The organism is Cellulomonas persica (assembly GCF_007989825.1).
Classification (GTDB): domain Bacteria; phylum Actinomycetota; class Actinomycetes; order Actinomycetales; family Cellulomonadaceae; genus Cellulomonas; species Cellulomonas persica.
Map to the genome: position 1 here is coordinate 200,272 of NZ_BJUA01000003.1, position 21,079 is coordinate 221,350.

The following is a 21,079-nucleotide window of genomic DNA, read 5'->3' on the forward strand; positions in this document are numbered from 1 at the left end:
TGAGGCCGCAGGTGAGCATCGTGACCTCCGGTCACGATGTCGCTGACGCGCGTCTGCACCGCGAGGCGGCTGCGCTGCAGCGTGCCGGTCTGCGCGTCGAGGTCCTCGGCCTCGGGGCGGCCGGCTCGGGCCCGCCCGGGGCGCGCACGCGCACGTGGCCGCGCCGGGGCGTGACGCGTCGCGCCTGGTACGCGCTCACGCTGCCGCTGCGCACCAGCGGCGACGTGGTGGTCGCGCTCGACCCGGACTCGGCGGCGGGTGCACGGCTCGCGCAGCGGCTGCGGCGCGTGGGCGGCCGACGCACCGCGCTCGTGACCGACGTGCACGAGGACTACGAGCTGCTGCTCAAGGACCGCGCCTGGGCGTCGGGCCTGCGCGGCGCGGTCGCTGCGGTCTCCGCGCGGCTCGGCTCGCGCGCCGCGCGGCGCGCCGACCTGCTCGTCGTCGCGGACGACCACCTCATGCCCGACGCCGAGCGCCGGCTCGTCGTGCGCAACCTCGCCGACACCTCGATGCTGCCCGCCCCGACCGACCCGGGGCCGACGCCGCGCGCGGTCTACATCGGCGACCTGCGGCGCAGCCGCGGGCTGTTCGCGATGCTCGACGCGGTCGAGGCCGCGGGCGGCTGGGAGCTCGACCTCGTCGGGCCGATCGCGCCCGCCGACCGCGAGGAGTTCCTCGCGCGCCTGGCCTCGCCGCAGCTGTCCGGCGTCGTGCGGTGGCACGGTCGCCAGCCTCCGCGCGAGGCGTGGACGTTCGCGCGCGGCGCGTGGGTGGGCTTCCTCATGCTGGACGCGACGCCCGCCTTCCGCGATGCGATCCCGTCGAAGCTGTTCGAGTACCTCGCCTGCGGGCTCGCCGTCATCACGACCGACCTGCCGCGCAGCGCTGCCGTGGTGCGGGAGACGCGTGCCGGGGTCGTCGTGGCCGACTCGCAGGAGGCCGCGCAGGCCCTGCGCGCGTGGGCGGCGGACCGCTCCGAGCACGAGCGGCTGCGCACGTCGGCCCTCGCGGCCGCCGACTCGTACGTCGCGGGGGAGGACCTCGCGTCGTTCGCCGACGCGATCGCCCGTCTGGTGCCGGACGCGCCCACGACCCCCGACGAGGGCGCGGACCGGGGCGCCTGACGTCCGACGTCGCCCCCGGCGCGGATCGTGCACGGCCTCGCTCGTCCGGCTGGACGAGCCTGCCCGTCGCAGTCAGCGCGCGCCGAGGGCCTGGAGCGCGGCCGGTACCCCGTTGACCAGCTCGGCGCGGGGGTTCCAGCGTCGGCAGCGCCAGACCGCGGCGACCGCGGTCCTGTCGGCGGCGACGACCAGGTCGGCGTGCGCGACGAGCTGCCGGTGGTCGGCGGTGAGGCGTCGCGCGGCGGCCCACGAGTCGGCCGTCTCCCGGACCGCGCGCAGCGCGGAGCGTGCGCCACGCTCGGCGAGCCGTGCGGGACGGAGGTCGACGACCGTCAGCTCGGCTCCGGCCGCGCGCAGCGCGTCGGCGTGCGCCTCGATGGCGTCGTCGGAGGCGTGCCGCGCGGCGACGACGAGGACGGTGGCGGTGCTCATGCGTCCTCCCGCGGGCGCAGTGCGGCGACGCGCGGTGCGAGCTGCCGGTCGCGGCGTAGGCGGTCGGCGAGCGCGTCGAGCGTCGCGCGGGTCTGCTCGTCCTGCCGATCGACGAGTGCGGCACCCTCGGCGAGGGCGCGCGCGACCTCGTCGGCGGTCACCGCGTCGATCCGGGCGACGAGCGGGTGGTCGGCCAGCACGTCGGTCGTGGCGTTCGCCGGGTCGTGCACGGCGACGATCGGCCGCTTGGTCGCGACGTACTCGTAGACCTTGCCGCTCGTGACGTACCGACCCGTCCCGAGCGCCAGGACGAGCACGTCCGCGTTCGCGTAGAAGTCGGCGACCTGCGCCTTGGCCACCGGTCCGACGTAGCGGACGCCGTCGGTCGCGGCATCGGCGAGGACCTCCGCGAGCGGGCCCTGCGGCACGGCGAAGTAGCCGAGGTGACCGCCGAGCGTGAGCGTCGACCCCGCCGGCAGGCGCCCGTCCGCCATCGCGGCGCGCCAGCCCGCGAGCAGCTCGCCGAGCGGGACCTTGGGCGTGACCGTCCCGAGGTAGGCGAACCGCAGACCGCCGTCGTGCGGCACGGCCGGCGGGACCGGCGGCAGGAGCGCGGGGTCCCAGCCGTTCTCGACGACGACCATGCGGTCGGCCACCGCGGGGAAGTGCCGCGCGTGCCAGTCGCGCAGCGGGCGGTTGACGAACCAGACCTCGCGCGCGTCGGCGAGGAGCCTGGCCTGCCAGCGCGAGACGCGTGAGCGCGCGCTCGTCGTCGTGCGGCCCGAGAACACGTCGAGCGTCCAGGCGTCGCGGTAGTCCATGACGTACGGGACGCCGGCCGCGCGCCACAGGTCGTGCGCGGCGGCGAACGTCACGTGCGGGTTCGCGGTCGCGAGCGTGAGGTCCACCGGCTTGTCGTCGTGCACCGCGCGTGCCGCCGCGGCCAGCGGAGCGCGCCACGGCCCGTACGACGGCTCGGGGAAGGTCCGCTCGTCCTTCAGCCGGCGCAGGCGTGCCCACACCGGGGGGAGCGCGACCCGCAGCGGGCTGTAGCGGCGGATGTCGGTGTCCTGCGCGGGCCAGTCGAAGCCGATGCGGCGGACCACGACGCGCGGGTCGACGCGCTCCTCGAGCGAGGCGTCGGCGCCGGTGTAGCGCTCGAACGTCTCGCGCGACGCGGTCACGACGGTGACGTCCCAGCCGGCGTCGGCGAACGCGTTGACGGTCGCGAGCGCGCGGTACACGCCGCCGGCGCGCGACGGGGGGAAGCCCCACGCGAGGTACAGCAGGTGCGGCGGTCTGGTCATCGTTCCTCGGGGTGCGCGGGGTCGGGCCGCCCCCGAGGTTACGCGACCAGACGTGCCCGTCGGCGCGTGCCCCGGCCTACCGCGAGGGCCGTAGCCGGCGCCTCGCGCGAGGTGCCGGTCAGACCTGCCGCGATCGGGGAGGATGGTCGCCGGGCTCACGACCTGGGCTCACGACCCGGGCCGACGACCTGGGCCGACGAGAGCGGAGGACGACGTGGGCGTGGCACGACGAGCACGCGACCTGGCGGCCGGGGCGGCAGGGGCGGTCACCGCGCGTCGGCACCTGCTCCCGGCGCGGCTCGACCGCGCGCTGGACGTCGCGAAGTGGGCGCGCACGCCGTGGACCGCCGACGCCTGCGACGTGCCGACGCTGGTCTCACCGCGCTCGGGCCGTCCCGCGCGGGTGCTCGTCGGACCGGCCAACTTCGCCGGGCAGGGGCTCGCCTGGGCGTCCGCGCTCGACCGCGCAGGCGTCCCGGCGGTCTGCTGGGCGTTCGCCGCCGACCCGCGCTTCCGGTTCGGCGCGGACCACCGCGCACCGCTGACGGCCGTGCACCGCGCGTCGCGCGCCTACCAGCGCCGCGTGTTCGACCGCGTGGTCGAGACGGTCGAGGCCGTCGTGATCGAGGCGGGCCGACCGCTGTTCGGCCGCCTGCACGGCTACGACCCCGTCGCGGAGGCGCACGCGCTGCAGGCGCACGGCGTGCGGGTCGCGCTGCTGTGGCACGGCACGGACATCCGGGTGCCCAGCGTCCACGCCGCGACGCACCCCGACTCGCCGTTCGGCACCGCGGACGCCCGCACGCGCTCGCTCGAGGCCGTGGCGCTGCGCAACCGTCGCCGCGCCGCCGCGTTCGACGGACCGGTGCTCGTCTCGACCCCCGACCTCCTGCCCGTCTGGCCGGGGGCGCGTTGGTGCCCCGTCATCGTCGACGCCGACACGTGGTCGAGCGACGAGCCGCTGCTCGCACGCGACCGACCGCTCGTCGTGCACGCCCCGAGCAACCGGGCGCTCAAGGGCACGGACCTCGTCGAGCGCGCCGTCGGGACGCTCGAGGGCGAGGGGCTGCTCACCTACCGCGAGGTCGCGGGTGTACCGGCCGACGAGGTCCGCGACCTGTATCGCGGCGCGGACGTGGTGCTCGACCAGTTCCGGCTCGGCATCTACGGCGTCGCGGCGTGCGAGGCGATGGCCGCGGGCCGCGTCGTCGTGAGCCAGGTCGACGCCCAGGTGCGCGCCGAGGTCGCGGCGACGGGCCACGCGCTGCCGGTGCGGGACACGGCCCCCGACGGGCTCGAGGCGACGCTGCGGGACGTGGTCACCGACCGCGCGCGCGCCCGCGAGCTCGCTGCGCGGGGGCCTGCGTTCGTCCGCGCGCTGCACGACGGCCGCCGCAGCGCGTCGGTCCTCGTCGACGCGCTCGGTCTCGAGGCGCCCGCGGACCGCTGAGCCGCACCTTCCGCCGGTCGACCCGTCGCCCTGCGTCGACCCGTCGCCCTGCGCCGCCGCCGTCAGTCCTGCGTCGGCGCCGTCGGCTCCGGGGCCGCGCTCGAGCCCTGCGTGGCCGCGGCGGCGCGCTCGCGCGCGGTCGCGACGAGGTCGCGCACGACCGCGTCGGAGACCGCTCCGACGATCTCGGCGTCGGGGTAGCGCTGCGCGAGCCGCCACGCCAGCGGCACCGAGGCCTCGTCGCCCATGACGATCACGTCGGGGACGTGCGCGTCGAGCCACGCGCCGTGCTCGTCGACCACGTGCCGCGCGATCCGTGCCGGACCGATGTGCGAGTACACCCGGCGGTCGAGCACGGTCTCGACGCGGCGCGCGAGCTGGTGGTGCTTCGAGAGCACCTTGCTCGTCAGGTTCACGCCGCGCTGCGCGGGAGCCCGCAGCGGCGTCGACGTCGAGGCGACGAGGGTGCAGCCGCGGCGCACGCCGCGCACGAGCGTCTTCGGGACGACGTCGACGATCACGTGCGGCACGAGGTGCGCGGGGCCGCGGTGGACCTGCGGGCCGAGGTCGAGCACGTCGACGTACGGCTCGGTCTGCGGCCCGTTGTTCTCCGCGGCGGTGACGAGCGCGACGCGCGCGCCGGCGCGCAGCGCCTCCGACTGCACGCGCACGAGGCGGCGGGCGGCGAGCTGCGTGCTCGCGAGGCACAGCACGAGCGGTGCATCGGCCGCGGGCGCGGGCACGGGCGGCCGTCCGGCGAGCGCACGGCGCAGGCGCTCGCCGTAGTGCTGCGCGCCGTACCGGCTCACGAGGACCTCGCGGACGGCCGCGGCGTCGGCCGTGGGCAGCGCGTCCTCGAGGCGGTGCACCGCGGTGACGGTGCTCTCGGGCGTGGCCGGCAGGCCCACGTACTCGGCCATGCCCGACGCCGCGGCGTCGGAGAGCGTCTCCTGCGGGCCGCTGCTCGTCGTCACCACGACCGGCAGGCCCGACATCGCGGCCTCGACGACGGTCAGTCCGAACGTCTCGAACGCGGACAGGTGCACGAGCACGTCGTGCTCGGCGAAGATCCCGGGCAGGTCGTCGGGTCTCGCGTGCCCGTGGAACGTGACCTTGTCCTGCAGGCCGAGCTCGGCGACGAGCGCGACGAGCTCGTCACGGTCGGGTCCGCCGCCGACGAGCGTGAGGTGCGCCGTCCGCGGGCGCTCGTCGGCCCACTGCGCGAACGCCCGCACGAGGGTCGTGACGCCCTTGCGCTCGATGAGGTTCCCGACGAACACCCACCGGTCCAGGCTCGTCGGCGTGCGCTCGCGCAGCGTGAAGCGCTCGTCGTCGACCGGGTTGGCGATGACCCGCACGCGCGACCCGAGCTCGGGGTAGAGGCCGCGGACCCGCCGGGCCTCGAGCTCGGACACCGCGAGGTACCACTGCGCGCGGCGCATGAGCTCGCCGTACAGCTTCGCGCCCTCGGGCAGCCGCAGCACGGTGCGCAGGTACGTCGCGTGCTCGGTGACCACGAGCTGCTGGTCCGGGCGCAGCAGACCGCTCACGGCCCAGCCGGTCGGCATGCCGACGTGCGCGTGCACGACGTCCGCGTCCCGCAGCTCGGGCAGGTCCGCGCGGCGCAGCGCCTCACGCTGCAGGCGGGCGGTGTCGACGCGCGGGCTCATCGGGTCGACCGGCAGGTCGATGCGGACGAGCTCGCCGTACGGCGTCGTCGAGCGTGTCACGCCCGCCTCGGCGCCCGGCGGGAGGTTGCGCACGTGCACGATCGTCGTGAGCTCGGCCGGGTGCCCGAGCGCGGCGACCGACTCCTGCACGAAGATGCCGTCGTACGGCCGGCCCTCGACCGGGTACCACGGTGTGGTGACGACGAGTCGCTTGCCCTCAAGCACGTGTGATGACCTCCCGCAGCGCGGCGTCGAGCACGCGCACCTGGTTCTCGCGCCGGTAGGTGTCGGCGTGCGCGCGCGCTGCCGCGTAGACCTCCGGCGTGGCGCTGCGCGCCGCGCGCGCCGCGTCGACGAGCGCGTCCGCGACCGCCGGGCCGTCGACCGAGCGGACCGGGAACCACAGCGGGTACCCGCGCATCGGTTCGGTCGCCGCGGTCTCGGGCGTGTGGATCGCGACGACCGGCTTGCCCGTCGCGAGGCACTCGTACGTCTTGCCCGCGGTCACGAAGCGTGACGACGGGATCATCATGAGGATCACGTCGAGCGACTCGTACGCCGCGCGCACGTCCGCCTTCGCGACCGGACCCTCGAGGAGCACGCCCGCCTCGGGACCGGGGATCATCGCGCGCAGCGCCTGCGCGTCGCGCGGGAAGAAGCCCAGGTGGCCGTACAGGTGTGCGGTCGCGCCCGCGAGCTCCGGGTGCGTGCCGAGCGCGAGGTTCCAGCCGTGCCACGTCGCGGCGTGGGGCAGGTGGCTCGTGATCGTTCCGAGGTAGCCGAACCGCAGCGGCCGGTCCGGAGCAGGGACCTCCTGCTTCACCTCACCGAGCAGCTCGGGGTCGAAGCCGTTCTCCACGACGAGCATGCGGTCGGCGGCGCGCGGGTAGCGCTCGGCGTGCCACGCACGCATCGGCTCGTTGACGTGCACCACGCGCGCCGCGGCCTCGATGAGGCGCCGCTCGGCGGCCACCTCGCGGGAGTCGTCGGCGAACGCCGGACGCTCGTTGAACTGGTCCAGCGTCCACGAGTCCCGGTAGTCCATGACGTACGGGACGCGCGCGAGCCGGCCGAAGTCGTACGCGGCGCGGAAGGCGGTCCACGGGTTCCCGGTCGCGAGCACCACGTCGACGCGTTGGCGGCGGTGCACGCCCGCCAGACGCTTGACGACCCCCGGCAGCCACGTCACGTACTTGTCGGGGAACACCTTCTGACCGATCCGCGCGCCCGCCGTGGCGAGCAGCGGCATGTCGGCGCGCAGGCGTGACATCTTGCGCACGTCACGCTGCAGGTGCTGGGAGGGCACCGGCACCCGCTCGACCCGCACGCGCGGGTCGATCGCGGCGAGCAGGCTGTCGTCGCGCGAACCCGTGATGTCGTCGAAGAACGAGGGGTCGGCCGTCACGACCGTGACGTCCCACCCCATCTCGACCAGCAGGTTCGCGGTCGCGAGCGGGCGGTACACGCCGCTCGCACGTGAGGGCGGGAAGAACATCGCGACGATCGCGATGTGCGGACGTGCGCCGGAGTCGTTGGTGGTGCTCACTCGTGTCCCGTCGTCCTGGGGGCGTCCTGGCGGCTGCGGTGCGGTCGCGTCAGGCGCGCGAGGCGCGCCCGATCACCGTACGGGTGACCGTGGGCCACAGCGCGGCGTCGGTGACGCCGCGGCCGTCGACGAGCGTGCGCACGCCCGGCAGGTCCGCCTCGCCGAGGGTCCGGTACTCCGCGTGGTCCGCCTGCACGACCGCCGCGTCGACCTGCTCGCCCACGTGGTAGGCGTCCAGGCCGAGCTTGGCGAGCTCCTCGTCCGAGTACAGCGGGTCGTGCACGAGCGGCGTCGCGCCCGCGGCGCGCAGCGCCTCGACCGTCGGGAAGACGCCCGAGAACGCCGTCTCCTTGACGCCGCCGCGGTACGCCGCGCCGAGCACGACGACGCGCAGCCCGGTCAGCGGGCCGGTGGCTGCCTCGAGCAGCGCGACCGCGTGCGCGGGCATCGCGGCGTTCGCCTCGCGCGCGGCCCGCACGACCGTCGCGTCCGGGTCGTTGAACAGGTACAGGCGCGGGTACACCGGGATGCAGTGGCCGCCGACGGCGATGCCGGGCCGGTGGATGTGGCTGTAGGGCTGCGAGTTCGACGCGTCGATCACGGCCTGCACGTCGATGCCCTCGCGCTCGGCGAACCGCGCGAACTGGTTCGCCAGGCCGATGTTGACGTCGCGGTACGTGGTCTCCGCGAGCTTCGCGAGCTCGGCGGCCTCGGCCGAGCCGAGGTCCCACACGCCGTTCGCGCGCTCGAGGTCGGGGCGCTCGTCGAAGTCGAGGACCGCCTCGTAGAACTCGGTCGCGCGCTGCGCGCCGCGCTCGGTCAGGCCGCCGACGAGCTTCGGGTAGCGGCGCAGGTCGGCGAAGACGCGTCCGGTGAGCACGCGCTCGGGGGAGAAGACGAGGTCGAAGTCCTCACCCTCGGTCAGGCCGGAGATCTCCTCGATGAGCGGCTTCCAGCGCGTGCGCGTGGTGCCGACCGGGAGCGTGGTCTCGTAGGACACGAGCGTGCCGGGCGTCAGGTGCGCGGCCAGCGAGCGCGTCGCGTCGTCCATCCAGCCGAAGTCCGGCTGCCACGTCGCGTCGTCGACGAACAGCGGCACCACGAGCACGACGGCGTCGGCGCCGGGGATCGCGTCGGCGTAGTCGGTCGTCGCGCGCAGCCGGCCCGCCGGCACGAGCTCGGTGAGCTTCTCCTGCAGGTGCGCCTCGCCCGGGAAGGGCTCGGTGGCGGCGTTCACGAGCGCCACGACCTGCGGGTTCACGTCGACGCCGACGACGTCGTGCCCCTTCGACGCGAACTGGACGGCCAGCGGGAGGCCGATCTTGCCAAGGGCGACGACAGCGATCTTCACAGGATCCTCAAGGTGCAGACGGCGGTGGGCGGCCGGCGAGCCCGGGCAGATGAGTCCGGGCAACCCGGGCGAACGGCCTCCCTATACTAACGACGGCTTCGAGCCGGTCAGGGTTCGAATGTCCCCCCTGCAGCAGCGCCGCCGCTGCCGTGCCCCCAGGAGGTCGAGTGGTCCACGCCGAGCCCGCGCTCATCGCCTCCGACGTGCGCGACAGGCTCGTCGTGGTGACGCCGTGGTACCCGACGGCGAGCAACCCCTACGGCGGCGCGTTCGTGCGCGAGACGACGCGCGCGCTGCTGTCCCACTTCCCGGACCCGCTCGTGGTGCACACGGAGGTGCGTGCGCTCGACGCCGAGCCTGTCGCGGCCTCGCGCGGCGTCGTCGACGGCCTCGACGTGCTGCACCTGCCGGTGCCCATGGACCCGCTGACGCCGCGCGCCCGCGTCGCCGAGCTCGTCCGGGACGCGCTCGCGCCGTACGCGCAGGCGCTCGCGGAGGCCGAGGTCGTGCACGTGCACGTCGGGATGCCGACGGGCTGGGCGGTCGTCGACCTGCTCGGCGACCGCACGCGCGTCGTCGTGAGCGAGCACGCCTCCTACCTCAACAAGCTCTGGGCGCTGCCCGAGTCCGAGGCGATGTACGCGCGGACGGTCCGCGAGGCGGCGTTGGTCACAGCCGTGGGCCAGGACACGACACGCGCGCTGCAGCAGCGCTACCCGGACGTCGCCGACAAGGTCCACACCGTGCCCAACCCGCTGGACGTCGAGCGCTTCGTGCCGGGGGACGTCCCGCCGACGAACCTGCACCGCTGGCTGTACGTCGGCAACCTGCTCGAGGCCAAGGGCGTGCTGCGGCTCGTGCGCGCGTTCGCGGCGTGGCACGAGCAGCGTCCCACCGCGACGCTCACGGTGGCCGGCGGAGGCGTCGACGCCGACCGCATGCGCGCGCTCGCGGCCGAGCTCGGCGTCGCCGACGCGGTGACGTTCGTGGGCCGCGTCGCGCCTGCGCAGGTCGGCGAGCTCTACCGCGACGCGGACGTGCTCGTGCACCTGTCGGTCGCCGAGACGTTCGGCCTGACGGCGGTCGAGGCGCTCGCGAGCGAGCTTCCCGTGGTCGCGACCGCGACGCGCGGTGGGGTGCGCACGCTCGACGTCGCGCAGGACGAGGGCATGGCCCGCCTGGTCCCGGTGGGCGACGGCGTGGACGACGTCATCGCGGCGGTGCGTGACCTCGAGGAGCGACGCGCGAGTGCCCGGCCGTGGCTCGTGCGCGACGACCTCGCGGTGCGGTTCGGCACGGGACCGGTGGCGGCCGTGCTGGCGGACGCGCTGCGTGGTGCGCCCGTCGACGAGCCCGCGCCCGATGCGCCGCTCGTCGTCGCGGTCGCGCTGCACGGCTCGGCCGTGCCGGGCGCGGCCCGCGTGGTGCGCGACGCCGTGCGGCGTGGCGCGCGTGCGGTGCTCGTCGCCGACCGGGCCGACGAGCTCGCCGACGAGCTGGACCTCGACCACCGCGTGCAGCGCGTGGACGTGAGCCCCGTCCGGGCACGGCTGCTCAGCCACCGCATGGAGAAGTGGGTGCTCGACGCCGTGCCGCGCACGCTGATCCGTGCCGCCGGGCCGGTGGCGCGGGCCGCGGGCCGCCCGCAGGCCGTCGACGCCGCGCTACGCCGCCAGCAGCGGCTGTCGGCGCGGTGGAAGCAGGTGGTGGGCCGCCCGGGCCACGCGCGCATCGATCCGGGGGCGCTCGCGCGCGTCGTCGCCCGCGAGTCCGCGGCGCTCGTCGCGGATCCCGTGCTCGTGACCTGGGGACACGCGCAGGGCAGGCCGCTCGCCGAACGGATCGCGCAGCGCAGCCCGGGCGCCACCGTCGTCCAGGACGCCGACCTGGACCTCGTCTCGAGGCTCGTCGCAGGGGCCCGTTCCGCACGGTGACGCGGCTCGCCGGTGGCCCGGTGAAACGTGCATGTGTGACAGGTGTGAATTACTGTGACGGCGGTTCGGGCCCTTCCCGCGGCGCTCGGGCACCAGTCTCAGCAGTGAAGGGCACCTCGATGCGACCTCGCGGAGCACCTGTGCCGCACGGCGGCCGACCGATCCTGGCCGGTGCGGTGGTCGCCGCGCTGCTGACCACGCTCGCGCCCGCGGCGACCGCGTCGCCCGGCGGCAGCTCGACCGGCAGCATGACCGGCACCGGGGCCGGCATCGCGGCAGGCGCCACCGGGTCCGGGCTCAGCGTGCCCGTCGCACCCGACGCCCCTGTCAGCACCACCACGCTCGCGCTGTCCGCGAGGGTCGACACCGCGAGCCGCGCGGCGCTCGCGCTGCCCGTCGAGGTCGACGACGAGCACGCGGGACAGGCGGGGCGCCTCGCCGTCCTCACGCCGGCGCGCGCGACCACCGACTTCGACGTCGTCGGCGTCACGTGGGACCAGGGCGTCGACGTCGGGCGCGTGCTCGTGCGGACGCGGCACGACGACGCGTGGTCGAGCTGGACCGAGCTCGAGATCGACCCCGAGGCGCCCGACGCGGGGACCGCGGAGGCCAAGGCCGCGCGGCCCGGCACCACGCCGTACGTGCGGACCGGGGCCGACGGGCTGCAGGTGCGGGTCGAGACCGCGAGCGGGATCGCCCCGACGGGGCTGGCCGCGACGCTCGTCGACGCGGGCGTCGAGGACCTGGCCGACGCGAAGGTCACGACCGCGCCGGACGCGGCCGGTGACGCGGCCGCCGCCGAGGCGAGCGCAGCCGCTCAGGATGTGGACGACGTCGAGGCGGCGGCGACCGCCGGGGTGAGCCCCGCGCGCCTGCGACCCGCGCTCGTGACGCGTGAGCAGTGGCACGCCGACGAGTCGATCCGCAAGGCGATCGACTGGAGCTCGACCATCCAGGCGGCCGTCGTGCACCACACCGTCAACGCGAACACCTACTCGAGGGCGCAGGCGCCCGCGCTCGTGCGCGGCATCTACGAGTACCACGTCAAGGGCCGCGGCTGGAGTGACGTCGGCTACCACTTCCTCGTCGACCGGTTCGGGACCGTGTACGAGGGCCGCAAGGGCTCGATCGACAAGATCCCGCTCGGCGTGCACTCGGGCGGCTTCAACACGAACACGATCGGCATCGCCATCATCGGCGAGTTCACCGGCTCGGCCCCGCCCGACGCCGCGATGCGCTCGGTCGCGCAGGTCGCGGCCTGGAAGCTCGCGACGTTCGCGCGGGACCCGCTCGGCACGACGGTGCTGACCGCGCGCGAGGGCAGCACGCACCCGGTGCGCAAGCCCGGCTGGACGGGGTCTCTGCCCGTGATCATGGGGCACCGCGACGTGGCGTCGACCGCGTGCCCGGGCCAGAAGACGTACGACCGGCTGAGCACGATCCGCTCCTACGCCGCCGACCAGGTCAACCGCGTCGTCTCGCGGGGCGCGGTCACGTGGGCGACGCCGGGCAGCGCCGTGGTCGCGCAGGCCTACAACGCCTCGACGACGGCGTGGACGGCGACCGTGCGGTCCGCGTGCGCGGGCGGCATCGTGCGGACGCTGTCCGGCAAGGGCCGCGGCTGGGTCGACGTCGCGTGGGACGGCAACCGTGACAGCGGGTCGCGGGCGTCCGCGGGCATCTACAAGATCACGACGACGCGGCACGGCCTGAGCGACTCCGTCTGGGTCGAGCGTCTGCCGTCCGGCGGTGCGGGCAAGGAGACGTGCGGGCTGTCCCGCTGGGGCGGCGCCGACCGGTGGGGGACCGCGGTCGCGCTCGGCGGCGCGCGGTCGTCCGGCTCCGACGAGGTCGTGATCGTCGCCGGCACGCAGGCGTCGATCGTCGACGGGCTGGTCGCAGGTCCGTTCGCCCGGTCGCGCAACGCGCCCGTGCTGCTCTCGGCGCGTGACGCGCTGCCGGCGGCGACGCGCGACGAGATCCTCCGGCGCTCGCCGTCGAAGGTCTGGCTTGTGGGCGGCACGGGCGTGCTGAGCACCGCGCTCTCGCGCGAGCTGCGCCGTCTGGGCGTCGACGACGTGCAGCGCCTCGCGGGCGACGACCGGTACGGCACCGCGGCGGCGGTCGCGCGGGCGATGCCCGCCTCGTCGCAGGTCGTGCTCGCGTCGGGCGAGCAGGCGCACCTGGTCGACGCAGCGGCCGCGGGCGGCGCGGCCGCCGGGACCAAGCAGCCCGTCCTGCTCACGACCCGCAAGAAGCTCCCGACCCCGACGCGCAGCGCGATCATCGACCGGAAGGTCACGCGCACGACGATCGTCGGTGGCACCGGCGCGGTCTCCGAGGCGACCGCCGAGCAGGTGGAGTTCGTGACGAAGGGCAAGGTCGTGCGCTACGCGGGCGACGACCGGTACGGCACCGCGCTCGCGACCGCGCAAGGCTTCGCCTCGCGCGTCGGCACGAGCCGCGTGGTCGTCGCCGCGGGCAAGGACGCGCACCTGATCGACTCGGTGACGGCCGGGGCCCTCGCACGGCTCGTCGTGCTGGTCCCGGGCGCGAGCGGGCACACCGACGTGCAGCGCTGGCTGACCTCGGTCGGCACGAAGGACCTGGACCTCGCCGGCGGGCCGGGGGCGATCACCCCCGCCACGGCACGACTACTGATCGGCGCGGTGAGATGACGCAGGAGCACGACGCGGCGGCCGGGCACGGTCGCCGCGCACTGAGGGGCGCTGTCGCGGGGGCGGTCGTCGCCCTCCTCGTCGGCCTCATGACGCCCGCGGCCGGGGCCGCCGACGTCCCCGCGGCGGGCACCGAGCGCGGCGCCCTGACGTCGAGCGTGCGCGCCGCCGCCGCGGTCCCGTCGACGTTCACGTTCACGGGCAGCGGATGGGGCCACGGCCTGGGCATGTCGCAGTACGGCGCCTACGGCATGGCGCTCGACGGCTACTCGGGTGCGGGCATCCTCGAGCACTACTACGAGCCGGCGACCGTCACGCGCCGCACCGACGACCCGCTCCTGCGCGTGCAGGTGCTCACGGGCGTCCGCTCGGTCACCGTGTCGCGCGACTCGTCGACCACCTGGACGCTCGGCACGGCGCCGAGCACGACGCACACGATCAAGGCGAGCTCGCTGACGTTCACCTACTCGAGCGCGAGCGGCACGGCGCGTGTGGTCGTCGTCGCCGACGGTGTGGAGTACCGCACCAACCCGTCGACGTGGTCCGAGCTGCGCCTGAGCTGGTCGGGCGGGCTGGTGAGCGTCCCGCTGGCGAACGCCGGCAGCGGGACCGTGCGCTACGCGCGCGGCATGCTCTCGTTCGGCCCGCTCAGCGGCGGGACGAACGTGGTCAACACCCTGCGGCTGAACAGCGAGTACCTCTACGGGATCGCCGAGATGCCGTCCTCCTGGCCCGCTGCCGCGCTGCAGGCCCAGGCCATCGCGGCACGCACGTATGCCTACCGCAAGGTCGAGGCGGGCGTCCGGTCGGGGCTCAACGCGCACCTCACGGACGAGACGACCGACCAGAAGTTCACCGGGTGGAACAAGGAGGCCGAGCCCGGGTACGGCACGTACTGGGTGGCTGCGGTCGACGCGACCCGCAACAAGAACGGCGCGCAGGTCGTCGTGGCCCCGGGCGGCAAGCTCGCCGAGACCTACTACTCGTCGTCGACGGGTGGCCGCACCACGAACTCGGAGGACGTGTGGGGCAGCGCGACGCTGAGCTACCTGCGCAGCCGCGACGACAGGTGGTCCGTCGACCCGCGCGTGCGCAACCCGTACGCGAGCTGGCAGACGACCATGACGCAGGCGCAGGTGCGCGCCAAGTTCCCGTCGCTGGGCGACGTCGCCACGCTCACGGTGACCCAGCGCGCGAGCTCGGGTGCGGTGATGCAGCTGCGCGCCACCTCGTCGACGGGCAGGTCCGCGCTGCTGCAGACCAAGGTGACCACCGACGGCGTCCGCACCAAGATGGGCCTGAGGTCGGCGTACTTCTCGGTCGGGTCGCTGTCGGCCGTGCAGCGGCTCGCGGGCGACGACCGGTACCAGACCGCCGCCGCGATCGGCCGGGCCGCGTTCCCGACGGGACGCGAGGTCGTGATCGTCTCGGGCGAGCAGAAGTCGCTCGTCGACGGGCTCGTGGCCGCGCCGTACGCGCGCTCGCTCAAGGCCCCCGTCCTGCTCGCGACCAGCACGACGGTCCCGAAGGCGACGCTCGACGAGATCGCCCGACGCGGTGCGACGCGCGCGACGCTCGTCGGCGGCAAGGGAGTGCTCGGTCCGCGGGTGGTCAACGCGCTGCGCAGCGCAGGCCTCGAGGTCACCCGGCTCGCGGGTGACGACCGCTACGCGACGGCTGCGGCGGTCGCGAAGGCGTTCGGCAAGGCGACGAGCGTCGTCGTGGCATCGGGTGTCGCGGCCAACCTCGTCGACGCTGCCGCGGCGGGCGGCCCCGCCGCCGCGAGCGGGCAGCCGATCCTGCTCGTGCCGCGCAGCGCCGTCCCGAAGGCGACCCAGGACGCGATCACGGCGCTCGGGGCGAGGACGGCCACGGTCGTCGGAGGAACCGGGGTCGTCACGGCCGACGTCACGGCCGCGCTCGGCGCCGCGGGGCTGACGTTCAACCGTCTCGCGGGCGACGACCGGTACGCGACGGCGGCCGCGGTCGCCACCGCGTACGAGTCGCGCGTCGGGAGCGACGCGGTGCTGCTCGCGTCGGGCAAGGACGCCAACCTCGTCGACTCGCTCACGGGTGGCGTGCTGGGCCGGCTCACGCTCCTGACGGCCGGGTCGAGCGCACCCGCGCCGACGATCACGTGGCTCGCGGCCCGGCAGGTGCCGCAGCTGCTCGTCGCAGGAGGGGCGGGGGCGGTGCCCGACGCCGTGGTCGAGGCCCTGCGGTGAAGGTCCTGTCCGTCGTCGGGGCGCGCCCGCAGTTCGTGAAGCTCGCTCCCGTCGCCGAGGCGCTCGGGGACGCGGGCGTCGAGCACGTCATCGTGCACACGGGTCAGCACTACGACCCGGAGCTGTCCGACGTGTTCTTCGCCGACCTGCGGATCCCGGCGCCCGACGTGCACCTCGCGGTCGGCTCGGGCTCGCACGGCGCCCAGACGGGCGCGATGCTCGGCCCGCTCGAGTCGGTGATGGCCGAGCAGCGCCCCGACTGGGTGCTCGTCTACGGCGACACCAACTCCACGCTCGCGGCCGCCCTCGCCGCGGTCAAGATCCACGTGCCGCTCGCGCACCTCGAGGCCGGGCTGCGGTCGTTCAACCGCCGCATGCCCGAGGAGCACAACCGGGTCCTGACGGACCACGCCGCCGACCTGCTGCTCGCGCCCACGCAGGTCGCGGTCGACCACCTGGCCGCCGAGGGTCTCGCCGCGCGGACCGAGCTCGTCGGCGACGTCATGACGGACGTGTGCTTCCGCGTGCGTGACGCGGTGCTCGCCGCGGGCACGCGCGCACCGGGTGCGCCCGACGGCGACCACGTCGTCGCGACCCTGCACCGCGCGGAGAACACCGACGACTCCGCGCGCCTGGCGGCGATCGTCGAGGCGCTCGCCGCCCTGCCCGTGCCCGTCCTGCTGCTCGCACACCCCCGGCTGCGCGCCAAGGCGGCGGAGCACGGCATCGCCCTCGACCGTGGCTCGATCGTCGTGGCCGACCCGCTGCCGTACCACGAGATGGTCGCGGCCGTGCTCGGGGCGAGCGGTGTCGTGACAGACTCGGGCGGACTGCAGAAGGAGGCCTACCTCCTCGGGCGCCCGTGCACGACGCTGCGGACCGAGACGGAGTGGGTCGAGACGCTCGAGGGGGAGTGGAACATGCTCGTGCCCACCATCGCCGAGCTCGCGCGGCTGGACGAGATCGTCCTGCGCGGAGCGGGTGCGTCGCCGCAGGCGACGCCGTACGGGGCGGGGGACGCCGCACGGCGCGTCGCGGCCGTGCTGCAGGAGCGTCGGCCGTGAGCGCGCGCAGAGGCGCGGCAGCGCGCGCGGGCGCGTCCGCGGTGGCGGTGCTGCTCGCCGCCGCACTCGCCGTCCCGGCGTCCGCGGCCACCCCCGCGGCGTCGGCGGACGCGGCCGGTCCGGACGGTGCGGGGCCCGACTCCGCCGTCGCGCTCGAGTCGGCGCTGAGGTCCGGCCTGCTCGCCACCGCCTCGGGGCGCGCGGTCCCGGCGGCTGCGGGTGACCTCGTGATCGAGGGCCGCGGGTTCGGCCACGGCATCGGGCTGTCGCAGTACGGCGCTCAGGGCCGCGCGAAGAAGGGCCAGTCGGCGCAGAAGATCGCGGCCGTCTACTACCCGGGGACCTCGCCGGCGAGCGCGTCGGACACGCGCACGCTCGACGTGTGGCTGCGCGGCGACACCGACGGCAAGCTCGACGTCGTCGCCGAGAAGGGGCTGCGGATCCGCGGCTCCGACCCGGTCGCCGGCCGCACGGGCTCGCTGGTGTCGCTGCCGACGACCGTCACGAGCGGCTCGCGCAAGGCGACGCCGTCCCGCTGGCGCGTGAGCCGGCTCAGCTCGGGCTGGCGCCTGCAGGCGAGCGTCGGCGGCACGTGGACCACGGTCACGAGCTCGGCGATCAAGGCGACGCTCACGGGCGCCACGCGCGTGACGATCTCCGACTCGGACTACACGGTGCGCAACGTCGTGGGCTCCACCGCGACCGAGTACGTCGGCGCGCTCAACGCGGACCTCACCGACGCCGCGACGCGCACCGTGAACGTCACCCTGACGTCCAGCTACCGCTCGTACCTGCGCTCGGTGGTCCCCGCCGAGATGCCCTCGTACTGGCACGCCCAGGCACTCGGCGCGCAGGCGATCGCTGCCCGGACCTACGCCTCCTACGAGCAGGCAGGCGGGTACCGCCCGTGGTGGTGGGACACGTGCGACACGACGTCCTGCCAGGTGTTCAAGGGCGCCGCGTCGTACGACCTCAAGGGCCGGCGGACCGCGACGCACACGACCGCGGCGACCGACGCGGCGGTGCGCGCCACCGCCGGGAAGATCCGTACCTACGGCGGCAAGCCCGCGTTCGCGCAGTTCAGCGCGTCCAACGGGGGCTACTCCGTCCGGGGCTCGCAGCCGTACCTCAAGGCCAAGCCGGACCCGTACGACACGTTCGCGTGGAGTGTCACCGTGAGCAAGGCGACTCTCGCCAGGGCGTACCCGTCGGTCGGCACGGTCACGTCGGTGAGCGTGACGCGCGACGGCAAGGGCGCGTACGGCGGCCGCGCGACGTCGGTGAAGATCACCGGGACGGGCGGCACGACGACGGTCACGGGCGACCAGTTCCGCCTCGCGCTCGGCCTGCGCTCCACGCTCTTCGCGGTCACCGTCAAGCGCTGACCGGGGCGGCACGCCCCGCCGCGCACGCGCGGCCACCGCACGACGAACGCCCGGCCCCCGAGGGGACCGGGCGTTCGTGCTGCCGGGGTCTGCCGAGCGGGTCGCTCAGACGAGCTGCGTCGTGCCCGAGGCCGCCGAGGCCAGCACGGCCTCCGCGACGCGCACGGTCGCGAGACCGTCCTGCATCGTGACGATGTCGACCTCCTTGCCGAGCACCGCGTCGCGGAACGCCTCGTGCTCGGTGCGCAGCGGCTCGGGCTTCGGGATCGCGAACCGCACCACGTCGCCCTCGCTCACACCGCGGAACTTGGCGATGGACTCCCACGTCGTGGGGACCGTGCCGTTGGCGTAGAAGGTCAGGTCGGCCGTGAGCGTGTCGGCGACGAACGCGCCGCGCTCACCGGTGACGACCGTGACGCGCTCCTTGAACGGGGACAACCAGTTCACGAGGTGGCTCGTCACGGTGCCGTCGGCGAGCTTGCCGACGACCGCGACCATGTCCTCGTGCTGGCGTCCGCTCTGCAGCGACGTCTGCGCGGCGACCGAGACGAACGGCGACTGCGTCACCCACGCGGTCAGGTCGATGTCGTGCGTCGCGAGGTCCTTGACGACACCCACGTCGGCGATGCGCGCCGGGAACGGTCCCTGGCGACGCGTCACGACCTGGTAGACGTCGCCGAGGTCACCCGCGGCGAGGCGCTCGCGCAGGTTCTGCAGCGCGGGGTTGTACCGCTCGATGTGCCCGACGGCTCCGACGAGCCCGCGCGAGGCGAACGCGTCGGCGACGCGCTGCGCGGACGGCGTGTCGGGCGCGAGCGGCTTCTCGACGAGCGCGTGCACGCCCGCCTCGGCGAGCGTGATCGCGATCTGCTCGTGGAACGTCGTCGGCACCGCGACCGTCACGTAGTCGACGCCTGCCGCGATGAGGTCCTCGACCGACGAGCCCACGGGGAGCCCGTTCGCGACGCCGTGCGGGTCCCCCGCGGGGTCGGCCACGGCGACGAGCTGGACGCCCGGGAGCGAGCGCAGCACGCGCGCGTGGTGCCGGCCCATCATCCCCAGGCCGATGAGCCCGGCGCGCAGGTCGGCCATCAGGCACCCGCCTTCGCGACCGCGTTGACGCCGGCGACGATGCGCTCGAGGTCCTCGTCGCTCAGCGACGGGTGCACCGGCAGCGACAGGACCTGCTCGCAGGCCTCACGCGTGACCGGCAGGTCGAACTCGAGGCCGAACGAGGGCAGCTGGTGGTTCGGGATCGGGTAGTAGACGCCCGAGCCGACGCCGTGCTCCGCCAGCAGCGCCTGGGCGAAGCCGTCGCGGTCCTGCGGCACGCGGATCGTGTACTGGTGCCACACGTGCGTCGCGCCCTGCGCCACGTGGGGGACGCCCACGCCCTCGAGGTGCTCGGACAGGAACGTCGCGTTCGCCTGCCGCTTCGCGGTCCAGGCCGGGAGCTTGCCGAGCTGGACCCGCCCGATCGCGGCGTGCACGTCCGTCATGCGCGAGTTGAAGCCCACGACCTCGTTCTCGTAGCGCCGCTCCATGCCCTGGTTGCGCAGGAGCTGCACCTGGCGGACGACCTCGGGCGTCGCGCACGAGACCATGCCGCCCTCACCCGACGTCATGTTCTTGGTCGGGTAGAGCGAGAACATGCCGAACGTGCCGAACGAGCCGACCGGAGCGCCCTGCCAGGTCGCGCCGTGCGCCTGCGCGGCGTCCTCGAACAGCTGGACGCCGCGGGCCTGCGCCAGCGCGCCGAGCGCGGTCATGTCGGCCGGGTGCCCGTACAGGTGCACGGGCATGATCGCCGCGGTGCGCTCGGTGATCGCGGCCGCGACCGAGTCGGCGGCCAGGCAGTACGTCTCGGGGTCGATGTCCGCGAAGACGGGCGTCGCGCCCGTCAGCGCCACCGAGTTGGCGGTCGCGGCGAACGTGAAGGACGGCACGATCACCTCGTCGCCCGGGCCGATCCCCGCGGCGAGCAGGCCGAGGTGCAGACCCGTGGTGCCCGAGCTCACGGCGACGCACGTCCGACCGCCGACGAGCTGCTCGCCGAACTCACGCTCGAACGCGGCGACCTCAGGGCCCTGCGCGATCATGCCGGAGCGCAGCACGCGGTCGACCGCGGCGCGCTCCTCGTCACCGATCAGCGGCTTGGCCGCGGGGATAGTCGTTCCGGTCATGCGTGCAGCTCCTCGTCCGCCGACGCGCGTCGCGTCAGCACACCCTCGTGCTCGTCGTACAGCTCGCCCGTGGTGGGGCAGCGGTACGTCCCATCTCCTTGGTCCTGCAGCGGGACGCCGGCCCGGCCGACCCACTTGAGCCGGCGAGCCGGCACGCCCGCGACCAGCGCGTAGTCGGGGACGTCCTTCGTGACGACCGCGCCGGCGGCGACCGTCGCCCAGCGTCCGACCGTGACGGGTGCGATGCACACGGCACGCGCGCCGACCGAGGCGCCCTCGCGCAGCGTGACGCCCACGGCCTGCCAGTCGTGCGCGCTCTTGGGCGTCCCGTCCGGGTTGACCGCCCGGGGGAACTCGTCGTTGGTCAGCACCGCCGCGGGGCCGACGAACACGCCGGGCTCGAGCACGGCGGGCTCGTACACCAGCGCGTAGTTCTGGATCTTGCAGTTGTCCCCGACGCTCACGCCCGAGCCGACGTAGGCGCCGCGCCCGATGATGCAGGACTCGCCGATCGTCGCTCCGTCGCGCACCTGGGCCAGGTGCCAGATCGAGGAGCCTTCGCCGACGGTCGCCGTGGGGTCGACGTCCGCGGACGCCATGATGCGTACGTTCACCAGCCAGCTTTCCGCTCGGGGGCGTTCCGGCGACGGCCGGACCTGCCACAGCCTACCGACGGCGCGCTCGTCGCCGGGGACCGGAGTCCCAGGCGACGCCCCGTCGGGGACGT

The 21,079-nt window shown here is 75.0% G+C and carries 15 protein-coding genes; 7 read left to right on the forward strand and 8 right to left on the reverse strand.

The features are described from left to right. Positions 1-20 precede the first annotated feature (20 nt). Positions 21-1,127 carry a glycosyltransferase gene (locus CPE01_RS04405; protein ID WP_246783738.1) on the forward strand — a complete coding sequence of 369 codons (1,107 nt, stop codon included), beginning with the start codon at positions 21-23 and terminating at the stop codon, positions 1,125-1,127. A gap of 72 nt (positions 1,128-1,199) precedes the next feature. On the opposite strand, the gene CPE01_RS04410 is transcribed toward CPE01_RS04405, so the two are convergent. Then, a complete protein-coding gene (locus CPE01_RS04410; RefSeq protein WP_146805419.1) occupies positions 1,200-1,559 on the reverse strand; it encodes a hypothetical protein in 360 nt (119 codons plus the stop codon). After that, on the reverse strand, positions 1,556-2,866 hold the full coding sequence (locus CPE01_RS04415) for a glycosyltransferase family protein (protein ID WP_146805420.1): 1,311 nt from the start codon (positions 2,864-2,866) through the stop codon (positions 1,556-1,558). The genes CPE01_RS04410 and CPE01_RS04415 overlap by 4 nt, the downstream gene beginning before the upstream one ends. Before the next feature lie 220 nt (positions 2,867-3,086). On the opposite strand from CPE01_RS04415, the gene CPE01_RS04420 reads away from it, so the two are divergent. Further along, on the forward strand, positions 3,087-4,316 hold the full coding sequence (locus CPE01_RS04420) for a glycosyltransferase family protein (RefSeq protein ID WP_146805421.1): 1,230 nt from the start codon (positions 3,087-3,089) through the stop codon (positions 4,314-4,316). 62 nt (positions 4,317-4,378) lie between these two features. On the opposite strand, the gene CPE01_RS04425 is transcribed toward CPE01_RS04420, so the two are convergent. From CPE01_RS04425 to CPE01_RS04435, 3 genes are read right to left on the reverse strand one after another with little or no spacing between them, the layout of a single operon-like run. Beyond that, positions 4,379-6,211 carry a glycosyltransferase family 4 protein gene (locus CPE01_RS04425; RefSeq protein WP_146805422.1) on the reverse strand — a complete coding sequence of 611 codons (1,833 nt, stop codon included), beginning with the start codon at positions 6,209-6,211 and terminating at the stop codon, positions 4,379-4,381. Further along, a complete protein-coding gene (locus tag CPE01_RS04430) occupies positions 6,204-7,532 on the reverse strand; it encodes a glycosyltransferase (RefSeq protein ID WP_146805423.1) in 1,329 nt (442 codons plus the stop codon). Before CPE01_RS04430 ends, CPE01_RS04425 begins: the two co-directional genes overlap by 8 nt. A gap of 49 nt (positions 7,533-7,581) precedes the next feature. Further along, the gene (locus tag CPE01_RS04435; protein ID WP_146805424.1) at positions 7,582-8,883 is read right to left on the reverse strand and encodes a nucleotide sugar dehydrogenase; all 1,302 of its coding nucleotides are present in this window, start codon (positions 8,881-8,883) and stop codon (positions 7,582-7,584) included. 167 nt (positions 8,884-9,050) lie between these two features. On the opposite strand from CPE01_RS04435, the gene CPE01_RS04440 reads away from it, so the two are divergent. The 5 genes from CPE01_RS04440 (at position 9,051) to CPE01_RS04460 (ending at position 18,169) form a co-directional block, all read left to right on the forward strand. Further along, positions 9,051-10,817: a glycosyltransferase gene (locus CPE01_RS04440; protein ID WP_146805425.1), complete on the forward strand. Its 1,767-nt coding sequence runs from the start codon at positions 9,051-9,053 to the stop codon at positions 10,815-10,817. Positions 10,818-10,957: 140 nt separating this feature from the next. Continuing rightward, positions 10,958-13,495 carry a cell wall-binding repeat-containing protein gene (locus CPE01_RS04445; RefSeq protein WP_146805426.1) on the forward strand — a complete coding sequence of 846 codons (2,538 nt, stop codon included), beginning with the start codon at positions 10,958-10,960 and terminating at the stop codon, positions 13,493-13,495. Continuing rightward, positions 13,492-15,720 carry a cell wall-binding repeat-containing protein gene (locus tag CPE01_RS04450; RefSeq protein ID WP_146805427.1) on the forward strand — a complete coding sequence of 743 codons (2,229 nt, stop codon included), beginning with the start codon at positions 13,492-13,494 and terminating at the stop codon, positions 15,718-15,720. The genes CPE01_RS04445 and CPE01_RS04450 overlap by 4 nt, the downstream gene beginning before the upstream one ends. Next, on the forward strand, positions 15,717-16,784 hold the full coding sequence (gene wecB / locus CPE01_RS04455) for a non-hydrolyzing UDP-N-acetylglucosamine 2-epimerase (RefSeq protein WP_146805428.1): 1,068 nt from the start codon (positions 15,717-15,719) through the stop codon (positions 16,782-16,784). Before CPE01_RS04450 ends, wecB begins: the two co-directional genes overlap by 4 nt. Further along, positions 16,781-18,169 carry a SpoIID/LytB domain-containing protein gene (locus CPE01_RS04460; protein WP_146805429.1) on the forward strand — a complete coding sequence of 463 codons (1,389 nt, stop codon included), beginning with the start codon at positions 16,781-16,783 and terminating at the stop codon, positions 18,167-18,169. Before wecB ends, CPE01_RS04460 begins: the two co-directional genes overlap by 4 nt. A gap of 105 nt (positions 18,170-18,274) precedes the next feature. Here CPE01_RS04460 and CPE01_RS04465 read toward each other — a convergent pair whose 3' ends face one another. Genes CPE01_RS04465 through CPE01_RS04475 form a run of 3 tightly spaced genes read right to left on the reverse strand, consistent with a single transcriptional unit; the run spans position 18,275 to position 20,951 of the window. Next, positions 18,275-19,261: a Gfo/Idh/MocA family protein gene (locus tag CPE01_RS04465; RefSeq protein WP_146805430.1), complete on the reverse strand. Its 987-nt coding sequence runs from the start codon at positions 19,259-19,261 to the stop codon at positions 18,275-18,277. Further along, positions 19,261-20,352 carry a DegT/DnrJ/EryC1/StrS family aminotransferase gene (locus tag CPE01_RS04470; RefSeq protein WP_146805431.1) on the reverse strand — a complete coding sequence of 364 codons (1,092 nt, stop codon included), beginning with the start codon at positions 20,350-20,352 and terminating at the stop codon, positions 19,261-19,263. The genes CPE01_RS04465 and CPE01_RS04470 overlap by 1 nt, the downstream gene beginning before the upstream one ends. Further along, positions 20,349-20,951 carry an acyltransferase gene (locus CPE01_RS04475; RefSeq protein ID WP_146805503.1) on the reverse strand — a complete coding sequence of 201 codons (603 nt, stop codon included), beginning with the start codon at positions 20,949-20,951 and terminating at the stop codon, positions 20,349-20,351. The genes CPE01_RS04470 and CPE01_RS04475 overlap by 4 nt, the downstream gene beginning before the upstream one ends. Between the last annotated feature and the right edge of the window lie 128 nt (positions 20,952-21,079).